The organism is Pedobacter sp. CG_S7, from assembly GCF_040544395.1.
Classification (GTDB): domain Bacteria; phylum Bacteroidota; class Bacteroidia; order Sphingobacteriales; family Sphingobacteriaceae; genus Pedobacter.
On sequence record NZ_JBEONS010000001.1, the window covers coordinates 275,042 to 295,926 of the forward strand.

General features: G+C 37.1%; 16 protein-coding genes. 13 read left to right on the plus strand and 3 right to left on the minus strand.

Features of this window, described 5'->3' with window-relative positions; translation table 11 throughout:
- Positions 1–219: 219 nt before the first annotated feature.
- The 9 genes from rpsT to AAKU52_RS01290 all read left to right on the plus strand — a co-directional run bounded on the left by rpsT (position 220) and on the right by AAKU52_RS01290 (position 11,227).
- Positions 220–474 (plus strand): 30S ribosomal protein S20, encoded by a 255-nt coding sequence (gene rpsT / locus AAKU52_RS01250; protein WP_354329369.1) that lies wholly within the window; start codon positions 220–222, stop codon positions 472–474.
- A 61-nt stretch (positions 475–535) separates the two neighbouring features.
- The gene (gene radC, locus AAKU52_RS01255) at positions 536–1,234 is read left to right on the plus strand and encodes a RadC family protein (RefSeq protein ID WP_354329370.1); all 699 of its coding nucleotides are present in this window, start codon (positions 536–538) and stop codon (positions 1,232–1,234) included.
- Positions 1,235–1,271: 37 nt separating this feature from the next.
- A complete protein-coding gene (gene pheT / locus AAKU52_RS01260; RefSeq protein ID WP_354329371.1) occupies positions 1,272–3,671 on the plus strand; it encodes a phenylalanine--tRNA ligase subunit beta in 2,400 nt (799 codons plus the stop codon).
- Between the two features lie 42 nt (positions 3,672–3,713).
- Entirely contained in the window at positions 3,714–4,004 is a 291-nt protein-coding gene (locus tag AAKU52_RS01265) for a hypothetical protein (protein WP_354329373.1), read from the plus strand.
- Positions 4,005–4,035: 31 nt separating this feature from the next.
- The gene (locus tag AAKU52_RS01270; protein WP_354329375.1) at positions 4,036–4,326 is read left to right on the plus strand and encodes a cell division protein ZapA; all 291 of its coding nucleotides are present in this window, start codon (positions 4,036–4,038) and stop codon (positions 4,324–4,326) included.
- 171 nt (positions 4,327–4,497) lie between these two features.
- Positions 4,498–6,060, plus strand: coding sequence for a ribonuclease Y (rny, locus tag AAKU52_RS01275; RefSeq protein ID WP_354329377.1), 1,563 nt, complete (start codon positions 4,498–4,500; stop codon positions 6,058–6,060).
- Between the two features lie 199 nt (positions 6,061–6,259).
- Positions 6,260–6,760, plus strand: coding sequence for an Mpo1 family 2-hydroxy fatty acid dioxygenase (locus AAKU52_RS01280; RefSeq protein ID WP_354329380.1), 501 nt, complete (start codon positions 6,260–6,262; stop codon positions 6,758–6,760).
- A 113-nt stretch (positions 6,761–6,873) separates the two neighbouring features.
- Positions 6,874–9,660, plus strand: a complete 2,787-nt coding sequence (locus tag AAKU52_RS01285; RefSeq protein WP_354329382.1) for a TonB-dependent receptor — start codon at positions 6,874–6,876, stop codon at positions 9,658–9,660.
- A 112-nt stretch (positions 9,661–9,772) separates the two neighbouring features.
- Positions 9,773–11,227, plus strand: a complete 1,455-nt coding sequence (locus AAKU52_RS01290) for a beta-helix domain-containing protein (protein WP_354329384.1) — start codon at positions 9,773–9,775, stop codon at positions 11,225–11,227.
- A 404-nt stretch (positions 11,228–11,631) separates the two neighbouring features.
- On the opposite strand, the gene AAKU52_RS01295 is transcribed toward AAKU52_RS01290, so the two are convergent.
- Complete coding sequence (locus AAKU52_RS01295) at positions 11,632–12,921, minus strand: hypothetical protein (protein ID WP_354329387.1); 1,290 nt, start codon at positions 12,919–12,921, stop codon at positions 11,632–11,634.
- Between the two features lie 153 nt (positions 12,922–13,074).
- Here AAKU52_RS01295 and AAKU52_RS01300 point away from each other — a divergent pair, with 153 nt between their 5' ends.
- Positions 13,075–14,313 (plus strand): C40 family peptidase, encoded by a 1,239-nt coding sequence (locus tag AAKU52_RS01300; RefSeq protein ID WP_354329389.1) that lies wholly within the window; start codon positions 13,075–13,077, stop codon positions 14,311–14,313.
- Positions 14,310–15,449, plus strand: a complete 1,140-nt coding sequence (locus tag AAKU52_RS01305) for a dipeptide epimerase (RefSeq protein WP_354329391.1) — start codon at positions 14,310–14,312, stop codon at positions 15,447–15,449. The genes AAKU52_RS01300 and AAKU52_RS01305 overlap by 4 nt, the downstream gene beginning before the upstream one ends.
- Before the next feature lie 138 nt (positions 15,450–15,587).
- Here AAKU52_RS01305 and AAKU52_RS01310 read toward each other — a convergent pair whose 3' ends face one another.
- Complete coding sequence (locus tag AAKU52_RS01310) at positions 15,588–17,339, minus strand: bifunctional lysophospholipid acyltransferase family protein/GNAT family N-acetyltransferase (RefSeq protein ID WP_354329394.1); 1,752 nt, start codon at positions 17,337–17,339, stop codon at positions 15,588–15,590.
- 77 nt (positions 17,340–17,416) lie between these two features.
- Here AAKU52_RS01310 and AAKU52_RS01315 point away from each other — a divergent pair, with 77 nt between their 5' ends.
- Positions 17,417–18,373, plus strand: a complete 957-nt coding sequence (locus AAKU52_RS01315; RefSeq protein WP_354329396.1) for a ComEA family DNA-binding protein — start codon at positions 17,417–17,419, stop codon at positions 18,371–18,373.
- A complete protein-coding gene (locus tag AAKU52_RS01320) occupies positions 18,370–18,897 on the plus strand; it encodes an adenine phosphoribosyltransferase (RefSeq protein WP_354329398.1) in 528 nt (175 codons plus the stop codon). Before AAKU52_RS01315 ends, AAKU52_RS01320 begins: the two co-directional genes overlap by 4 nt.
- 194 nt (positions 18,898–19,091) lie before the next feature.
- On the opposite strand, the gene AAKU52_RS01325 is transcribed toward AAKU52_RS01320, so the two are convergent.
- Positions 19,092–20,882: a RagB/SusD family nutrient uptake outer membrane protein gene (locus tag AAKU52_RS01325; RefSeq protein WP_354329400.1), complete on the minus strand. Its 1,791-nt coding sequence runs from the start codon at positions 20,880–20,882 to the stop codon at positions 19,092–19,094.
- Positions 20,883–20,885 lie beyond the last annotated feature (3 nt).

Consider the following 20,885-nt stretch of genomic DNA (forward strand, 5'->3'; position numbering starts at 1 on the left):
ATACTGACTTTGAAGAACTTAAATGTTTTTTTCCGAAATCAATTGTGTAAATGTCATGAACTCTCAGTATATTTGTCAGCAAGAAGGAAACAAAGCAATAGAATTAATGATAATTTAATTGGCTTAATGAAAAAAGTTACATATCATTTTGCATATTAAAAACATAAACTCTATATTTGCAGTCCGAAAAAAAATAGAAAAATCAAAGGCTAAAGAACAATGGCAAATCATAAATCTTCAATAAAAAGAATTAGAGCAAACGCAACTAAACGTCTACGTAACAGATATCAGGCAAAAACTACACGTACTTTTATCAAAAGATTACGTGGTGCTGAAGATAAAAAAACTGGATTAGAATTATTACCTAAAGTGATTTCCATGTTAGATCGTTTAGCTAAGAAAAATGTTATTCACAAAAATAAAGCAGCAAACAACAAATCAAAATTAACAAAGTTTGTTAATAGCTTGAATTAAGTTTAGCTTTAATACTATTGAAAACGGGATAAGCATTGCTTATCCCGTTTTTTTTGTTTCTATGGAATCGTATGAACAAAAACTAGGGATAAAGCTTTGGGCGGAAGAAGACCGTCCGAGGGAAAAGTTACTGCTTCATGGAAGAAGGCATTTGACTGACGCAGAATTGATTGCCATCCTGATTGGCTCTGGCAATAGAACGGAAACTGCGGTAGACCTCAGCAAGCGTATCCTCGCTGTTTCAAATAACGACCTCGATGCGCTTGGTAAAGCAACGGTTATTGAGCTTTCAAAGTTTAAAGGAATTGGTGAGGCGAAAGCGATTGCTATTGTGGCAGCAATGGAGCTTGGCAGAAGAAGGAAAGATAATCCTGTGGCCAAGGTTTTGAAAATTTCAGGAGCAAAAGATGCTTATGATATTCTGGCTCCATTTATGACTGATCTTAATCACGAAGAGTTCTGGATATTGATTTTGAACAGGGCTAATTTTGTGAAAGGTAAATTTATGATCAGCAAGGGCGGGCAGTCGGGTACGGTAGTAGATTCTAAAATTATCTTTAAAAGCGCATTGGAAAACAATGCAGCTTCAATCATTCTGGCACATAACCATCCTTCTGGTAATTCCAAACCCAGTGCCGAAGATATAAAGGTTACAAAAAGGTTAGTGGAAGCAGGGAAAATGATGGATATACCTATACTGGACCATTTAATCATTGCAGATAAATTATTCTTTAGTTTTGCAGATGAAGGATTGCTTTGATATTTTATATCTTTGCGTTTTACACTGATAACAAAACATGAAGATCTCTTATAATTGGCTCAAGCAATTCATACAAACAGATAAAACACCACAAGAACTTTCGCTCCTCTTAACTGATATTGGTTTAGAGGTGGAAAGTGTAGAAAAAGTCCAACCCATTGCAGGTGGCCTTGAAGGTTTGTTGATTGGAAAGGTATTGAATTGTGTGCAACATCCTAATGCTGATCGTTTGAAGGTGACAACTGTTGATGTAGGCAGGGCAGAAATGCTACAGATTGTTTGTGGTGCATCTAATGTATCCGCAGGACAAGTAGTGGTTGTAGCCACTGTTGGTACTACTGTTCATCCAAATGAAGGGGAGCCTTTTAAAATCAATAAATCAAAAATAAGGGGAGAAGTTTCTGAGGGAATGATTTGTGCGGAAGATGAAATTGGTTTAGGCGTTTCTCATGATGGTATTATGGAGTTGCCAATAACTACGGTAATTGGCATTGCGGCAAAAGATCATTTTAAAATGGAGGATGATTTTCTGTATGAAATTGGACTTACCCCCAATCGTGCCGATGCGGCCTCACACCTTGGTGTAGCCAGAGATTTAGCGGCCTATTTCCGTACGGAAATTACCATGCCAGATGTTTCTGCTTTCCACACAGAAAATGAGAACTTAACCATTAGTGTTGAGGTTGAAGATAGTATTGCTTGTCCGAGGTATAGCAGCGTAACCATTAGTGGTGTAACCATACAACCATCGCCAGATTGGTTGCAGGATAAGTTGAAAGTTATTGGTATCCGTCCTATTAATAACATCGTAGACATCACCAATTATGTGCTTCATGATCTTGGTCAGCCTTTACATGCTTTTGATGCTGATCAGATAACTGGTAAAAAAGTACTGGTAAAGAAGTGTGCAGAAGGAACGCCATTTATAACCCTTGATGGCGTTGTGCGTAAATTATCTGCTGAGGATTTGATGATTTGTGATGCTGAGCAACCTATGACCATAGCAGGTGTTTATGGTGGTAAAGATTCTGGCGTAACGGAGGCCACGACTAATATATTCCTGGAAAGCGCTTACTTCAATGCTGTTTCTGTTCGTAAAACAGCAAAAAGGCATGGGCTGAAAACCGATGCTTCTTTCCGTTATGAAAGAGGTACCGATCCGGAAATCACTGTTTATGCCTTAAAAAGAGCAGCCTTATTAATTCAAGAATTAGCAGGTGGTGTTATTTCTTCTTCAATTTCTGATGTCTATCCTCTACCAATGAAGCCTTTTGAAGTGGCCGTTTCTTATCACAATATCAATAAATTGATAGGGGCAAACATTCCAAATGAAGAGATAAAAAATATTATCCTCGCTTTAAACATTAAGATCGCTACTGAAGATCAGGACAATTTAGTATTGGAAGTTCCAGTCTATAGGGTGGATGTAACCAGGGAATGCGACATTACGGAAGAGGTATTACGAATTTACGGCTACAATACGATTGAAATACCAAGCAAAATTAATGCTTCTTTATCTTATATCGATAAACCTGATTCTGAGCAAACGCAGCATGTGATTGCAGACATGCTTACGGCCAATGGTTTCTTAGAAATATGGTGCAATTCACTCACTAAAGCTGTTTATTCTAAGCACATCGATGAAGCGGTAAAAATTCTAAATCCTTTAAGTTCAGATTTAAATGTAATGCGCCAGGCCTTATTAATGCCTGCTTTGGAGAGTGTTGCCTATAACCATAACCGGAAGAACCCGGATATCAAATTTTATGAGTTTGGCAAAACCTACCATTTGATTAATGAAAAATATGTAGAAAGGCCATGTTTATTAATCGTTTTATCTGGCGCTAACCAGGCTGAGTATTGGAATCATAAAAGTAGTGCAGTAAGTTTTTACCATATTAAAGCCGCTGTTGATGCGGTGATTGGCAGATTGGGTATTGCTAACTACCAGGTGGAAGAAGTGAGTAATGAAGATTTTGCTTATGGCATCAGGTATTACAGGGGCGATAAGACAATTGTAACCTTTGGAGCAGCGACAACAGCCGATAAAAAGAAAGCGGATGTGAATAAAGATGTTTTTTATGCAGATTTTGACTGGGCCTTATTGTTAAATATGGTAAAAAAGAATAAAATCGTAAACAAGGAAGTTCCTAAATACCCTGCGGTTAGAAGAGATTTATCAATGTTGGTAGATTTGCAGGTTACTTTTGACGAATTAAAAACGATTGCATTTAAAACTGAAAAGCGCTTGATTAAGAATGTGCAAGTATTTGATGTTTATTTGGGCGATAAATTGCCTGAGGGAAAGAAATCTTACGCTTTAAGTTTTACGCTTCAGGACGAGGAGCAAACCTTAACCGATAAGCAAATTGATGCGGTTATGCAAAAGATTATATATAACTTAGCGCAAACAGCAAAAGCAGAGATCAGAAAATAATTTTATTTATTGGTATTTTGATTAAAATAAAAGGTTAATAACATGACTTCGGTTTCAGAACAATTAAATTCGGTATTACAGAAAACAACTCGTTTAATTGAGTTATGTAATGCTCTACAAGAAGAAAATGAGTTATTAAAGCTTGAAAATCAATTCATAAAGACCAACTTTGATGCGGCAAAAACGAAGCATACAGACCTGGAAGAAAAGCTAAGAGTACTAAAGCTAGCAAAAAGTATTGAAGGAACAAGTGAGAAGTCGCTTGATATAAAGCAAAAAATTAACGATTTTGTGCGGGAGATTGACAAGTGTGTTGTGTTGCTTAAAAAGTAAATAATACCAAGAATTGAAACAAAGCTAAAAAATGGGAGAAATCTCTATAAAAATAACTATTTCTGACCGTATCTACCCTTTAAAGGTGAGTACGGAAGAGGAAGAAATTGTAAGGCGGGCAGCCAAAATTATTAACGAACGCATAAAGGATTATCAGGAGAATTATGCGGTAAGAGATAAACAAGATTTACTCTCCATGGCAGTGCTGCATTATGCAACAGCTGTTTTAAGAGTAGAAAATAAAGTCCAGGATCAGGACTCTGCCGTTGCTGATAAAGTGGAAGAACTAGATAGTTTATTAAATGATTTTTTCTCAAAATAGGAAAGTTCTTTATGGCGTAAAAGAATTTAACCGTAGTTAAATCTTAAGTTTCATTGGTTTTATTTATATTGCTTTCGTTTTGGAGAGGGATCTTCTTTTTGATATGGCAGCAATTGAGGATACAGCGCACGAAATTTAATATTTAATTACGGTTTTTTTTATACAATAAAAATGGAAATAGTTGGAATAATAGGATATGTACTTGCAGGCCTGGTCATCGGTATAGCAATAGGCAGATACCTGCTGCGCACCTTGTTGAAGAAACAAGAAGTTGCTGCACAAACGAAAGTTAAAAAAATTCTTAAGGATGCCGAGGTTAATGCCGACATCTTAAAAAGAGATCGCTTACTGGAAGCTAAAGAAAAGTTTCTGTCGCTAAAAGCAGAACACGAACAAGAAGTAAATACAAAAAATAACCAAATCAATCAGCGTGAAAATGCCGTTAAGCAAAAAGAGCAAAGTCTTAACCAGCGCATGGAAAATGTAAACCGCAAGGAGCAGGAATTAGATACCCAGAAAAAACACCTCGAAAAACAAACTGAAATTGCGATTAAAAAACAGGAAGATGTTGACTTGTTAAAAACCGAACATGTAAAACAATTGGAAACTATAGCTGGCTTAAGTGCTGAAGAAGCAAAAAACCAATTAGTTGAAAACATGAAAGAAGCGGCAAGGTCTCAAGCGATGATTCAGGTTAAAGACATTGTTGACGAAGCTAAACTTACGGCGACAAAAGAAGCTAAAAAAGTTGTTATCCAAACCATACAGCGTACTGCTGTGGAGGCTGCAATTGAAAATACGGTTTCTATATTCCATATTGAAAGCGACGAGATTAAAGGACGCGTAATTGGTAGAGAAGGAAGAAACATCCGTGCACTTGAGGCGGCTACTGGAATTGAAATCATTGTAGATGACACTCCTGAAGCCATTATTTTATCAGGTTTTGACCCGGTAAGAAGAGAAATTGCTCGTTTGGCCTTACACCGTTTGGTTACTGATGGTCGTATTCACCCTGCACGTATTGAAGAGGTGGTAGCGAAAACTAAAAAACAAATTGAAGAAGAGATTGTAGAAATTGGTGAACGTACGGTTATTGACCTGGGGATCCATGGCTTACATCCTGAGTTGATCAGAATGGTTGGTCGCATGCGTTACCGCTCTTCTTACGGACAAAACTTATTGCATCACTCTCGCGAGGTGGCTAACTTCTGCGCAACAATGGCGGCAGAATTGGGCTTAAATGCAAAAATGGCAAAAAGAGCAGGTTTACTACATGATATAGGTAAAGTGCCTGATGACAATCCTGAATTACCTCATGCTATTTTAGGTATGCAATTGGCAGAAAAATATAAGGAACATCCTGAAATTTGTAATGCCATTGGTGCCCACCATGATGAAATAGAAATGACTTCCATGATTTCGCCAATTATACAGGCTTGTGATGCGATATCAGGTGCTCGTCCGGGTGCCCGACGTGAAGTAGTAGAAAGCTACATTAAGCGTTTGAAAGAATTAGAAGAACTGGCACTTTCTTACCCTGGTGTAGAGAAAACATTCGCTATACAGGCAGGAAGAGAATTAAGGGTTGTAGTGGAAAGTGAAAGAGTAACCGATCAGCAAGCAGAATTACTTGCAGCAGATATCTCTAACCGCATACAAACAGAAATGACGTATCCTGGTCAAATTAAAGTAACCGTAATTAGAGAAACACGGTCTGTTGCTTTTGCAAAATAAATAAGCATTTTACAACAATATGATTTTAAAAGCGATAGTTTATCTATCGCTTTTTTTATTTTTACACGTTTTCAGTTCAATTCAAAATTTATTACCTTAACTGTTTTCTTGTCCTAAATTTATTGATCTTTATAAAATTAAAGATATAGAATACAGTTTAAAGGTAACAAAGCACAATGCTGATTAATACCATACCATTATGAAACAAAATCCAAAAAGCAAGGTAGATATCCTTTTTGATAAATATGCTGAAAGTCACCAGAACTCCACCAATGAAATGATACATTGGATTTGTGTGCCTTTAATTGTATTTAGTATTTTAGGATTGGCATGGTCAATTCCATTTCCATATCTGAGTTTTTTAGGTAAGTACAATGGATATGTAAATTGGGCATCTTTTCTACTTGCCTTTTCTATTTATTACTATTATAAACTTTCCCCAGTAATGTCTTACCTAATGCTGCTAATTGTTTTCGCCATGAGCATTTTGGTGGTTCAATTAGAAAAGGTTGAGATGGCAGGTGGTCCAGCCGTTTGGGTGGTGTGTGGAATTATTTTTGTGCTTTCCTGGATTGGTCAAATTGTAGGACATAAAATTGAAGGTAAAAAGCCTTCTTTTTTAGATGATGTTAAGTTCTTGTTAATTGGGCCAATATGGTTATTACATTTCATTTGTAATAAAATAGGCTTGCGTTATTAATTCAGACGCCATTTAACATTAATGTAACATTATGGTAAACGAATGGTAATTTTTAGCTAACAACCAATTAACCTGGCCGTAATACTTTTGTCCTAACTAATTATCAGGGCAAATTGAAATTACAAACTAAACTAAAAGCAATAATTACCATCATTTGTGTAATTATAAGTACATCAGTATTCGCACAAAATGCTGGAAAGATTTCCGGTACCGTATCTGACAAGAAATCGGGTGAAACGCTGATTGGCGTCACCGTTAGAATTAAAGGATCAACGCAAGGCATAGCCACAGACGTTGACGGTAAATATACCTTAACTGGTCTGCCTGTTGGTAAACATATCGTTACTTTTCAATACGTAAGTTACGATGGCAAAGAAATCAGTGATGTTCAAGTTACTGCAGGTCAAAACACCATCCTCAATGTGATATTGGCTGAGGCAAGTGGTCAAAACTTATCAGAGGTAGTCATACAGGGGTCCTTTAAGAAAGAAAGTATCAATGCACTTTATGCACAGCAAAAAAATAATGCTTCAATTTCTGATGGTATTTCTTCTGAACTCATTAAGCGTTCTCCCGACAAAAATACTTCTGATGTCTTAAAAAGAGTAAGTGGTGCGACCATTCAGGATAATAAGTTTGTTGTTATCCGAGGTTTGAGCGACAGGTATAATACAGCTATGCTTGATGGAGCCTCTTTACCAAGTACAGAACCCAACAGAAAAGCCTTTTCTTTTGATATCGTTCCTTCCAATTTGGTTGATAATCTCATTATCAATAAAACGGCTACCCCAGATCTGCCAGCAGATTTTACAGGTGGTGCCATTCAGATTTTAACAAAAGACATTCCAGACCAGAATTTTATTACCCTGGGTGCAGGTGCGGGTTACAATACGGTTTCCACTTTCAAAAACTTTAAGAGTGGAACCAGAACAGCTACAAATTATTTAGGGTTTGACAATGGCAAGAAACAATTGCCAACAAATTTCTATAACACAAATCAGATTGTTAATGGTTTAAATACAGAGCAAAATATAAAAGCATTAAGGAGTTTGCCACAAGACTGGAATATTTACCAGCGATCTGCCTTACCCACACAAAATTACCAGTTTACTATTGGTAAGGTAAAAGAACTGGAAAATAATTCAAAATTGGGTGCCATTGTGTCCTTAACCTACCGCAATTCTCAAACGATTTCGCAGGATGTTGTTCGTGATTATTACGATTTTGATTACCGCGATGATGTTTACAAGTTCTCTACTAATATCGGTGCACTCGCTAATTTTGCCTATACATTTGGAAAGAACAAAATTACCTTCAAAAATATTTACAACAGAATTTACGACGATCAGTTCCTTTCCCGGACAGGAACAAATCAAAATACACAGAGTGATATGAAGTTTTTTGCTTTTGATTTGATGCAAAAGTCATTGTTCAAATCCACAGTAGAGGGTACTCACCAATTGGGCGAAAAGAGCGCTAAAATTAATTGGTCGTTAAGCTATAGTAATGTATTAAACGATCAGCCAGATCAACGTAAAGTAAGTTATACAAAGCTTTTTGTTGATGCGAATAACCCTGATGTTGGCTATGCTGCAAACCTTTCTACATTAGGAAAAGAGAATACTCGTTTGTATTCCAAACTCAATGAAGACAGTTATGCTGCAGCGGTAAATTATACGCTACCGGTTAATATGTTTAACAAAACAAGCACTTTTAAAGCCGGATTAACATCACAGTACCGCGATAGGAGTTTTGATGTGCGTTTCCTTGGGTTATTGTTAAGAACTGATGATGCCGCTATTAGAGAAAGACCTTTAAATCAATTATTTGGCAAAGACTTGATTGATAATAATATATATAAGCTAGATGAGATCCCTAATGTACAGGATTCGTATAATGGTAATTCCCTTACCAATGCAGGTTATGTTATGCTCGATAATAAAATTGGTGATAAGGCAAGAATAGTTTGGGGTGCGAGAGTTGAGCAGTTTAATTTGAATTTAGAAGCCAAGGATGCTTCACTTTCTACGGTTAAACAAAATTATATAGATGTATTACCGTCGGCCAACTTTACCTATAACCTTACCGATAAAATCAATCTACGCGCTTCTTATTATCGTACCCTTGCCCGTCCGGAGTTTAGAGAATTGTCTATCTCCTCTTATTACGATTATGAGTTATTAGCTTTCCAACAAGGAAATCCGAATTTGAAGCGTTCCACTATTGACAATGCAGATTTACGTTTTGAATTATACCCTTCTGCAGGGCAGATTATTTCCGTGTCAGGATTTTACAAGAAGTTTAAAAATGCTATAGAAACCTTAAATAGTGATGCTGGCTCTACAAGGACTATAACTTATTTTAATTCAAAAAAGGCAACTGTTTATGGTTTAGAATTTGAAGTTCGTAAATCTCTGGATTTTATTCTTGAGAATGATTTTATGAAAAATACAACAGCCTACGCTAATTTGACCCTCATCAAATCAAAAGTAAGCAATCCTGAAGAAAGTGGTTTAAACCTGAAAGATGCAGAACGACCAATGGTTGGGCAGGCACCTTATGTAATCAATGCAGGTTTGCAACATAGTTTCCTCGACAACAAATTAAATTTTAATGCTTTATACAATAAGGTTGGACGCCGGTTAGCCATAGCCGCTGGTGCAGTTTACCCTGCCGTTTGGGAAGCGCCAAGAGATGTAATTGATTTGCAGTTGGGCCTAAAAGTGTTGAAAAACAAAGGAGAGGTGAAATTTAATGCTGGAGATATTTTAAATCAAAGAAGCGTATTGTATTACGATCAAAACGTAAACAAGAAATACGATGGTAGTCCGACTGATGATACATTGAGCAGCTATAAATCTGGTAGTAATTTCTCACTTGCATTTTCTTATACCTTTTAGTGTTAAAATAATATTACGGCCGGAGGCCATTACATAACAATAAGATAAACTTCTATTAACGTTGCTGTTAAAGCAAATTAACAATTTTGTGCTAATCAATAAATCGAAAAAAATGAAAAAGAAAATTTTAGCTTCTGCCTTAAGTCTGTTAGTACTACTGGCAAGTTGTTCAAAAACTACGATGGATGAATCGCCTATAAATCCGGTTGACCCAGGCAATACTTCAGGTGTTGTAGAAATAACAGGCGACGTAACTGCAGCTACAACATGGACTGCAGATAAAATTTATCTGTTAAAAGGGAATGTTTTTGTAACCAATAATGTTACTTTAACCATACAACCCGGAACAATTATAAAAGGTGATAAATCAACCAAGGGTGCTTTAATTATAACCAGGGGTTCAAAAATTGAAGCTGCAGGTACAGTTGATAAACCAATTGTATTTACTTCAAATATCGGCGCTGGTGCACGTGGACCTGGCGATTGGGGTGGCCTGGTTTTATTAGGAAAAGCAAAAAATAATTTAGGCACCTCTGTTCCGATAGAGGGTATTTCTGATGCTACCGAAAAAGGAAAACATGGTGGTACTGATGATGCTGATAATTCAGGTACTTTAAAATATGTACGTGTTGAATATGCAGGTATTGCTTTAGGCCCAGATAACGAAATTAACGGTGTAACATTTGGTAGTGTTGGTTCTGGTACTACTATTGATTATGTACAAGTTTACCGCTCAGGAGATGATGCTTTTGAATGGTTTGGTGGTGCTGTTAATGCCAAACACTTAATTACAGTGGGTTCATGGGATGATGATTTTGATAGTGACAATGGTTACTCTGGTAAAGTTCAGTTCGGTATTGCACAACGTGTGGCTTCCATTGCTGATGTTTCAGGATCAAATGGTTTTGAATCAGATAACTTAAGTTCTGGTGCAAACAATACGCCTCAAACAAATGCTGTGTTCTCTAACATTACAGTATTAGGCCCGTTAGATAAAGCAGGAGCAGGAAGTATCAATGCCAATTACCAACATGCTGTTCAAATTCGTCGTAATTCTGCAATCAGTATTCTAAACTCTGTTTTTGCAGGTTATACAGAAGGTGTTTTTTATGATGATGCTGCACCTACCACTGGAACAGAAAATTCAAGCAACAATTACACTAGTGGCAGATCAGTGTTTTCAAATAACATGATTATTGGTAGTAATGAAAAATCAAATCAAATTAAAGCATCTAATACTGCTGCCTTAGCGTTAATTTCCGCAGGTCTAAACCTTGATAATGTTTTTACTCCTGATGCTTATGCTTCAAGTTTGTTTACTGATCCTTATAAATTTTCTCCTGATTTAGTTTCTTCTAAATCTGGTAAGCAAGGCGTACCTAACTTTACTTTAATTGCAGGATCTGCTGCAGCTTCAGGTGCATTATTTACCAATGCGAAAGTTACAGGTTCTTTCTTTGAGAATGTTGCTTATAAAGGTGCTTTTGGTACTACAGATTGGACTGCAGGATGGGCAAGTTTTAATCCTCAGGTTTTAGCTTATACAACACCAGGTGCTATAAAATAAAAAGTTTAATCTAGTCTATATAAAAAGGCCTGTCTCATTTATGATGAGCACAGGCCTTTTTGTGTTATCCTATTTTTGTTTTAATTGGCTGAAACCTGCTGATCAGTCAAGTTGAGGTTCCCAGTTCTTTACTTGTAAATGGATAGATTATTGGCAGGACGTTGGTAGGTCCTTTGCAGGTCATTTAGACCTACCAACGACCTACCAATGACCTACCAACGACCTACCAACGTCCTGCCAATTTTAACTTTTCCTATATAGATTTTGCTTTACACTGAAAGCGTAAATTCCAGGTAAACGTTGCCTTGTAATTACTAAAATATAAGTTGGGAATAACCTAAAAGACTTTTTAGGTTAAGAAATGAGATCTAAAAAAAGTGAAGGTGCAAAAAATACGGGAGTGGTTATTTTATCGTTGATAAAAGCCCTTTTTTTGGTTCATAAGCATACACAACCTGGTATGGAATATGCTTATATTTTGAAGCAAGCTGGCCAATTGACAAATTCTCGGCTTGTGGAGTAGGTTCACAAACGGAATAGATATGGCCATTATATAAAATGGGCTGACCAATGGGTTTCTCGAATTGTATAGCAATGGTAATATGTGTTGGGTAGAGTAGGGCAATCACTGGTAAATCATAGATCTCTTTAACCAGGTAAAAGAATAATGCTGCCCTGTCATCGCAATCACTGTATTCAGAAAATAGTGTTCCTTCAGGCGATAATCGTTTTTCTTTTCCATAATTAGCTTCATCATCTTCATATAAAAACGCATAACGTGTAAAGCACATTAAATAATCGATACCCTTTTTCTGTTTCATTTTGCTCACATTCTTTTTAAGGGCTGGGATAATGGAGCTATAGGTTTCCTTGCTTAATGGGATATTAAAATAGTTTTCAAAGGCTACACCAGGATAATTGGTAAAAATGTTTTCAACAGCCGTGTTTAGTTTAATATTGAAGTGATAGGTTTTTTGGCGGTATTTGAAAGTCAATAATTTCTCCTGATAAGGCTCTGGTTTAAAGTCGGGCATGCGGGTTACTTTGTAGGAAAAGGACTTTTTTGCCTCTGGGATGCCAATCATATCAAGTGGGGGTACTTTATTTAAATCAGCATGTGCATAATCGTGGTAATTAAGGCACATGAACTTTTTGTTCTCAAACATCAGAAAGGGGATGTCTGAAATATCCTCGTCATTGAAAACATAAAAAATAATCCTACCATCCGAAATGGTTAAGCGGGCATCATAGCCTGATTTCACCATCAGGAACCATTTATAGAAAGTATACCTTTCATAATTCTGCTTTTTCGGACTAATCTGTTCAGCTGTTTTTCTCACCAGTTGGTAATAAAGCCAGTCGTTGAGCAGGTACTTTTCTTTGTTAACTAGCAGCGTATCCACTATGTTGTTATACTTTCCCTGGTTTACACTTTTATAATAAGCTTTAATATGTTGTTCAGAAAGTTCAACAGACCTGGTAATCATGATGGAAGAATCTACAGCAAGATTGTAGGTATGGTTATAAAACTCAAAACTGATGTTATAATTACTTTCCTGGCCATAGCTTGTTGCTAAGGAAAAAAATAAAAACAGTGTTCCGTATAGTTTAATTAATGGAGCCATCCTTAAGAATTCAGGTACATCAGCTTTCGCTTTACCTAAATTTACAATATTTATTTTTAATAAGCTCATTTCATCTTTCGCTCAATATTTAAAACAACAATTTATTTTGCGTGTTTATGCGGGTTTAGGAAGTAAATTGCTACCTATATTTGCAATGTTTCAGAATAAAAATTACATTTAGCTTTTGTTAAACCTATCTTTTCTAAATCAATAATATTAACCATGATGCCTTTCAAAAAAAATATTTTATGCTGTTTGTTAATTTTTGCTGCTTCTGCAGTCCATGCAGCCAATACCTTAGATAGCAATTTAATCAATAAGATTAATAGCATCGCAGCTGGGGTAGGTAAAACGCTTGCTCCTGATAAAAGGACGGCTATTTTCGCTTACGAATTAATAGACAGGAGCACAACCGAATTAGCCTTAGAAACTACCTTACCTACAGCAGCACAAGCATTGCGCGATGCCTTTCAACATGCAGGATTGAAGGTAACTGTTAATTCTACGGTACTTCCAGCAGTAGAATTAGGCAATAAGGTGTTTGGTTTGGTAAGCATCTCAGTTACCAACAATAGAAAAAACCCTGGTCATTCGGCTGAAATGATGACGCAGATGCTCATGGGCACACCAGTACAGCTGTTAAAAAAAGAACGAGGTTATTATTTGGTTAGGTCTCCAGACGGATACATCTCTTGGGTTGATAATGGAGCTATAGCGATCATAGATGCTACGGCAATGCAAGACTGGAAAAATGCTAAAAAATTGGTGTACACAGCAGATTATGGTTTTTCTTATTCCTCAGCAGATGATAAATCTTTAAGAGTCTCTGATTTGGTAAGTGGAGCGGTATTTAAAGTGCTAGGTAAAGAAAAGGGTTTTTATAAAGTTGCTTATCCAGATGAGCGCATTGCTTATGTTTCAGTAAAAGATGCCACAGACTATCAGACATGGGCAGCACGACCAAATCCTAATGCAGCGCAAATTTTAAAATCCGCTAAAACTTTAATGGGTGTGCCTTACTTATGGGGTGGAACTTCTGTAAAAGGAGTTGATTGTAGTGGTTTTACCAAGACCAGTTATTTCTTAAATGGAATTATCCTTCCCAGAGATGCGTCTCAGCAAGCTTTAGTAGGGAAAGCTGTAGATATTTATGAAGCAGATACCGTTAATCTGGCGAAGTGTTTAAAGAACCTTCAACCTGGGGATTTGCTATTTTTTGCAGCTAATAAAGGTAAAATGCCAAATCCAAGAGTTACTCATACAGCAATTTATATGGGTAATGGCCAATTTATTCAATCGGCAGGTATGGTACGTATCAATAGCTTTGATCCTGCGGCAGCAGATTATGAAGCCTATCACTCTAAAACTTTCGTTAGTGCACGCAGAATGCTAAATGCTATTGGGAGCCCAGAGATTTCCCGCATTGACCAGCACGAATTTTATACCACAATTAAACCATGAACAATAGAAGAAATTTTTTAAAAACAAGCACCATACTAGCCGGATCAAGTTTAATGCTTGGAACCTCGCCACTGTTAGTCAGTGCACGCGATAATTTTGCAGGAAAAGGTAAATTTAAACTTCGTTTTAAACCTTATACGCTGCAACTAAATCATGTTTTTACCCTTGCTACAAGTTCAAGATCAACTACACCAGTTGTATTAACAGAACTGGAATATAATGGCGTGATAGGTTATGGTGAGGCTTCCATGCCGCCTTATCTTGGCGAATCACATGATACGGTGATGAAATTTCTGGCAAAAGTAGACCTGTCTAAATTTGATGATCCATTTGATATGGAAAACATTTTAAATTACGTAGATGACCTGGAACCAGGTAACCGCGCAGCAAAAGCAGCAGTAGACATTGCTTTGCATGATTTAGTGGGTAAAATAATGAAGCAGCCCTGGTATAAAATTTGGGGCTATGATGCAGCTAAAACACCTGATACCTCTTTTACTATTGGTATTGATACTTCGGAGATGATCCGTAAAAAAGTAAAAGAAGCGGCACCTTATAAAATATTGAAAGTAAAGCTTGGCCGGGATACGGACAAAAATATGATCGAAACCATTAGGGAGGTTACTGATAAACCTATCTGTGTAGATGTAAACCAGGGTTGGAAAGACAAGGCCTTTGCATTAGACATGGCACACTGGTTGCATGAAAAAGGAGTGGTATTTATAGAGCAGGGTATGCCTAAAGAAGATCTTGATGGCAATGCCTGGTTAACAGAAAATAGTCCGATTCCAACAATTGGTGATGAGGCTGTACAACGTTTAGACGATGTAATGAAAGCACACCAGGTTTACAGCGGCATTAATATTAAGCTGATGAAATGTACCGGTATGCGCGAAGCGCATAAAATGCTGGAACTAGGCAAAGCGCTTGATATGAAAATTATGATCGGCTGTATGACGGAAACTTCCTGTGCTATTTCTGCGGCAGCCCAACTGGCACCTATGGTAGATTGGGCAGATTTAGATGGCGCCTTGCTGATTGGTAATGATGTATATAAAGGTATGGATGTGATTGATGGAAAAATTACTTTAAATAATTTGCCTGGTTTAGGAATTAAAAAAGTACGTAACTATTAATTTAATAAGTAATACGCTATTAACATCAACTTAACACCCCGGCTTTACTTTTGTCTTATAAATATTTGGTTAGTATTTACAAGTTTAGGTTTAGTTGAATAATATAAAAGCCCCGATGGATGTCGGGGCTTTTATGTTTTAAAGGTTTTTTCCTATTTTATCCAGCATCTCCCGAGGAATTTCTTGCGTATCCACCACTAAAAACCCATCAAGGCAATCAGAAAACTTAGGATCTATGTTGAAGCAAATAATTTTAGCATTTAAATTTAAGTATTGTCTTAATAAAATCGGAATTTTAATATGCGTATTTTCGATATCTGATATCAGGCTGTCTAAATCTTTTAAAGATTCACTGCTTTCAATTAATAGATCTTTATTAATGGGTGTTAAGTCTGCTTTAAACTTATTTTTTGGCTTTACATAATGAGCCAGTTCATAATCGAAATGATTTTTCGTAATGTAATCCACAATCAACGATTTTGAAAACTTTGAAAAGTTATTGCTGATACTTACCGGGCCAAACATATAACGGTATTTCGGATTATCGAGAAGGTATTTTAATATCCCTTTCCACAATAAAAATAATGGAAGGGGTTTTTGTTGATATTCTTTGCGTATCCATGAACGCCCTAATTCTATTCCGCAGCGAAGAATAGGATAAAATGGTTCTTTGATTTTAAACAGTTCTGATAAATAAAAACCACGTCTGCCCATGGTGTCTAAAATCTCATCACCTTTTCCAATGCGGTAAGCGCCAACTATGTTTTGCAGGTCTGTGTCCCAAATAAACAAATGATTATAATAGATATCATAATTATCAAGATCTATCTTTTTATTGGTGCCTTCGCCAACTTCCCGAAACGTGATTTCTCTTAAGCGGCCAATTTCTCTCAATATATTTGGAATGCTTGAGGTAGGGCAGATGTAGACTTCGTATTGTTTTTCTACCCAAACCTTGAAATTTTCCAGTGTTTCTACTTCTGCAGCAATTATTGGCTGTGGTGTTTCATCAATAATAGGTTCCGGTTTTTTCTTTATTTTAAAGAGTGCGATCGGGTTAAAGAGTTTTTTCTCCTGCTCTAATCCTGTACCGAGCGCATAAGTACGCGCACGTAAAAAATCGAGTAGCTTATTGGTGTCTTTTTTATAAGAGATATCTTCAATATGTATAGGTTTCCCTATTCTTACTTTAATTTTAAGGCCATGCTTATTTAAAAATTCTGAGGGTAATTTCGCCGTTCTTAATGTAGGGTGAATAAAACTTAAAATATTAAATAGAACGCTGTTATTGCCACGGAAATAAATGGGTACTACCGGAACTTTTGCTCTTGCAATTAGTTTACCTACAACAGGATGCCATAAACGATCTGTAATTTCCTGTTTATCGAGGCTGAAGGTAGAAACTTCACCAGCAGGAAAAATACCTATCGGTATTCCATTTTGAAGCAGATCAAACGTAGCCTTCAAACCACTGATGCTCGAAGTATGCTGCACATTTTCAAAAGGATTAACCGCCACAAAAAATTCATCAAGGTTAGGTATTTTTTTTAAAATAAAATTAACCATCACTTTTGCCTCTGGTCTTACTGTACACAGTAGTTTTACCAATGCAAGTCCTTCAACACCACCATAAGGGTGATTAGCAATTGCAATAAAGCCGCCTGTTTTAGGGATATTTTTCAGGTCATCTTCATCAAAATCAATACTTACGCCAATGGTTTCTAAAATCTTGTCGACGAACTCTAATCCATTATAATGTTTGTTTTGAGAAAAAACTTTATTAATGTCGTTTAATTTCATCACTTCCATTAACAAGGCTGCCAGGCCAGGTACGCCTAACTTATCAATCTTTGTAGCCTTTGCAAATTCAGCAGTGGTTATGATTTCCATTTTTCAGTTTTATTTATTTCAAATAACCGCAAAAATAAGCTTTATATTCTTATAAATCAGTAGTACCTTAAAGGACTATGAGAAAATGGTTGACAGGCTACTTCGATATCACAAAAGGAGAATTTAATGGGTTATTAGTGTTGGTAACCTTAATCATAGGCATTACGCTGGCACCAGTAATTTACGGTTGGGTATGGCCCATTGAACCTGATCATTTGGCAGAGGACGAAGTTATTATAGCACTTCAGCAGGTGATTAAAGAAAAGGAGGCCGCCGCTTTTAAAGCTGCTTCCTTTAAGAATAAAAATGTTGAAAGTAGTTTTAAAACGAATGATAAGGAAAAAATAACGGTTGGAAAAATTGTGGTATTAAAGAACTTCGATCCAAACACATTAGATAAGCAAGGATGGCAAATGCTGGGGTTTTCGGAAAAGCAGGCACAGGCTATTTTAAACTATGTGCAAAAAGGAGGTGTTTTTCGTAAAGTAGAAGACCTGGAGAAATTGTATGTGGTTTCGCCCGAAACTTATAAAATGTTGAAACCCTATGTACGTATAAAGGTTGCGTTGCAACAAAAAGAAAATCTTATTTTTAAAAAACAACCTGCATCTAATAAGGGACCTGTAACAGTAGTAATGGTAGAAATTAATAGTGCAGATACTTTAGTGCTGGATAAAATAAGGGGCATAGGACCTGCTTTTGCCCGGCGTATTGTAAAATACCGGGAACGGATAGGTGGTTTTCATAAAAAGGAGCAACTGATGGAGGTTTTTGGTTTGGATTCTGTCAAATTCAAGGAAATCAAAGATCAGGTGTATCTTGATGTTTCTGGGCTTAAGAAGCTGAATATTAACACGGCAAAGTTGGAAGACTTTAAAAATAACCCTTATTTAAGGTATAAACAAGTGAATGCTATTTTACAGTATAGAGCACAACACGGAAATTATGGTAATTTTGCAGACTTAAAAAAGGTGGCTATTTTAACTCCTGAAATTCTGGAACAATTAGCACCATATATTTCCTTTACACCATGATTGAAGCAAAGATAAAACAAACGGTTAGAGATGTAGCCGATTTTCCTAAACCTGGAATTGTTTTTAAAGACATTACCCCAATTTTAAAGAGTGCTGAGTTGTGTGGCGAAATTACTGCTGCCCTGGTAAAGCAGCTTGCAGGTTTGAAAATAGATGTGGTTACGGGTATTGAAAGCCGTGGTTTCTTGTTTGGGATGTTGCTGGCTCAAGCATTAAAAGTGCCCTTTGTTCCTATCCGAAAAGCAGGAAAACTACCATCAAAAACCATTCAGCAGGCTTGTAACCTGGAATATGGCAGTGCAATACTGGAATTGCATGAAGATGCGTTAATAGCCGGACAAAAAGTTTTAATTCATGATGACCTGCTGGCTACAGGTGGTACGGTTGTGGCTGCTGCTAAACTGATTACACAATTGCAGGCCGAGGTAGTGGGTTGCTCCTTTATTATCGCCTTAGATTTTTTAAATGGCAGGGAAATTTTGAAAGAATTTACGCCGCAAACTTTTGCTTTAACTTCGTATTAATAGCAGATATTAATACTCTATGATCCTGAGAGTATGGTTATTAGCGCTTATACTAGAAAGCCCTTTCCTAAGTCTAACAACCAATTGAAGAAAGATTCTATTGGTTGTTAGACTTAGGAGAGGGACATTCAACGTAGACGGCTTTAATTGCATTAAAGCATTAACGCCGTGGTTTACATAAAATATAATCTTATTTAATATTCCGGATTTTGAATTAATAAGGTATTCTTATTCATCTCAGCCCTTAAGATTGGCAGAAAATACGCTTTATTCTTCCAGCTATGACTTTCAAAAGCTACGTGGGTTATATTAGGCCGTTCAGCTGTCGTTTTATCGGTTTTCAATGGATAGACAATTTTAGCCACATGTATAGGCTTATAAGCCTCCGGGCCAATTACCCAACGCCTCACATCAAAGAAACGATGATCTTCAAAAGCCAATTCAATTCTACGTTCATTGCGGTATCGTTCACGAAGTTCAGCACCAGACGCTGTCACTCCCGGCAAACCGGCCCTTTTTCTCACGAGATTAATATAGGTACGTGCTTCATCATCCAGACCTAGTTCGATACAAGCCTCTGCATAATTCAAAAGCACTTCCGCATAACGAATAAAACGCCAAGTTAGGGCCTGTTTCACGTATTGTGAATTTACAGAAGGATCTAAATACTTTCGTATATAATAACCAGTATAAGAACCATTCCAATCCTCTATGGTGCTTTTTCGAGTATCCACACCATACACTTCAACCATGCTGTTTGAGGCAGCATTCCAACGCTGCCAAATGCCAGTTTGTACTTTATTTAGCGGATCGAGGCCTTTAGCATCATCCGGGCGAGTCCTCCATGGAGCCTCATTATATAAAATGTTCGCATAAAAACGCGGTTCACGGTTTAAATAAGGCTCGGCTGCCTGAGTAGGATTTGTCCAGTCAAATCGCGTCCCATCCGCCATTTCATAGTCATCCACCAATTCAGCTATGGGTGCATTTGTTCCCCAGCCATGATAACCGTTAGGCGATGAATACAAACCGAAGTTCTGTGCCATAGCCGTGGTGAAAAACTTTACAAATATATCCTCTTCCGTTTGTCTCGACAGGAAGATTTCATTTAAGTTCTCTGCAATCGGATCACTGGGTGCTGGGTTCGCTTTATGCAACTGGTACACGCCCATATCAATCACCGCTTTAGCCGCATCTTTAGCTGCCTGCCAACGCACAGTTCTATTTACGTCGGTATAGGAAATCAATTCCGTATTTGCATACCCTGGAAATACCGGTGTATTGTATAAATCACTGGCCGCATATAATAATACACGGGACTTTAAAGCCAAAGCAGCACCCTTAGTTGCCCTGCCCAAAGCATTTCCACTGTTAACAACAGGCAATAAAGCAGCAGCCTGGTCAAGGTCTTTTACAATTAAATCAATCGTTTCTGCAAAAGAACTTCTGGCAACACTGAAGTCATCGCTTAACTCATATACTTGTGTTACCAAAGGTACACCCCCATAAGTACTGCTTAAATTAAAGTACAAATAAGCCCGTAAAAAATGTGCCTCACCAGTCATTCTGTCTGTCAAGGTTTTTCCATCAATCAAAGCGTCACTTACCGGTAGTTCACCCACTTTCTTAAAGAAGATATTACAATAACGGACTGATTTGTACAAATCAGACCATGACCTGTATCTTATTACACTTCCCCAACTGGGGATATCATCAGGAGTAAGCAAGCTATTGTTAAAATTGCGGGAAGCCGCATTTCCACGGTAATGCGTTTCATCAACCAGATTGGATTTCATCCTGCCCGCAGAAAGCGGTTCATCCAGGCGGAAATAAATCTGGTTTAAAAAAGTTTCTGCCAAAGCAGGATCCGTCCACACTGCAGTTTCAGAAAACTCAGAAGAAGGATCTGTTTCCAGGAAATCCTTTTTACAGCCCCAAAAGGATAATATTGAAATGAGCAGGACTGCCTTATATAAATGATTCATAGT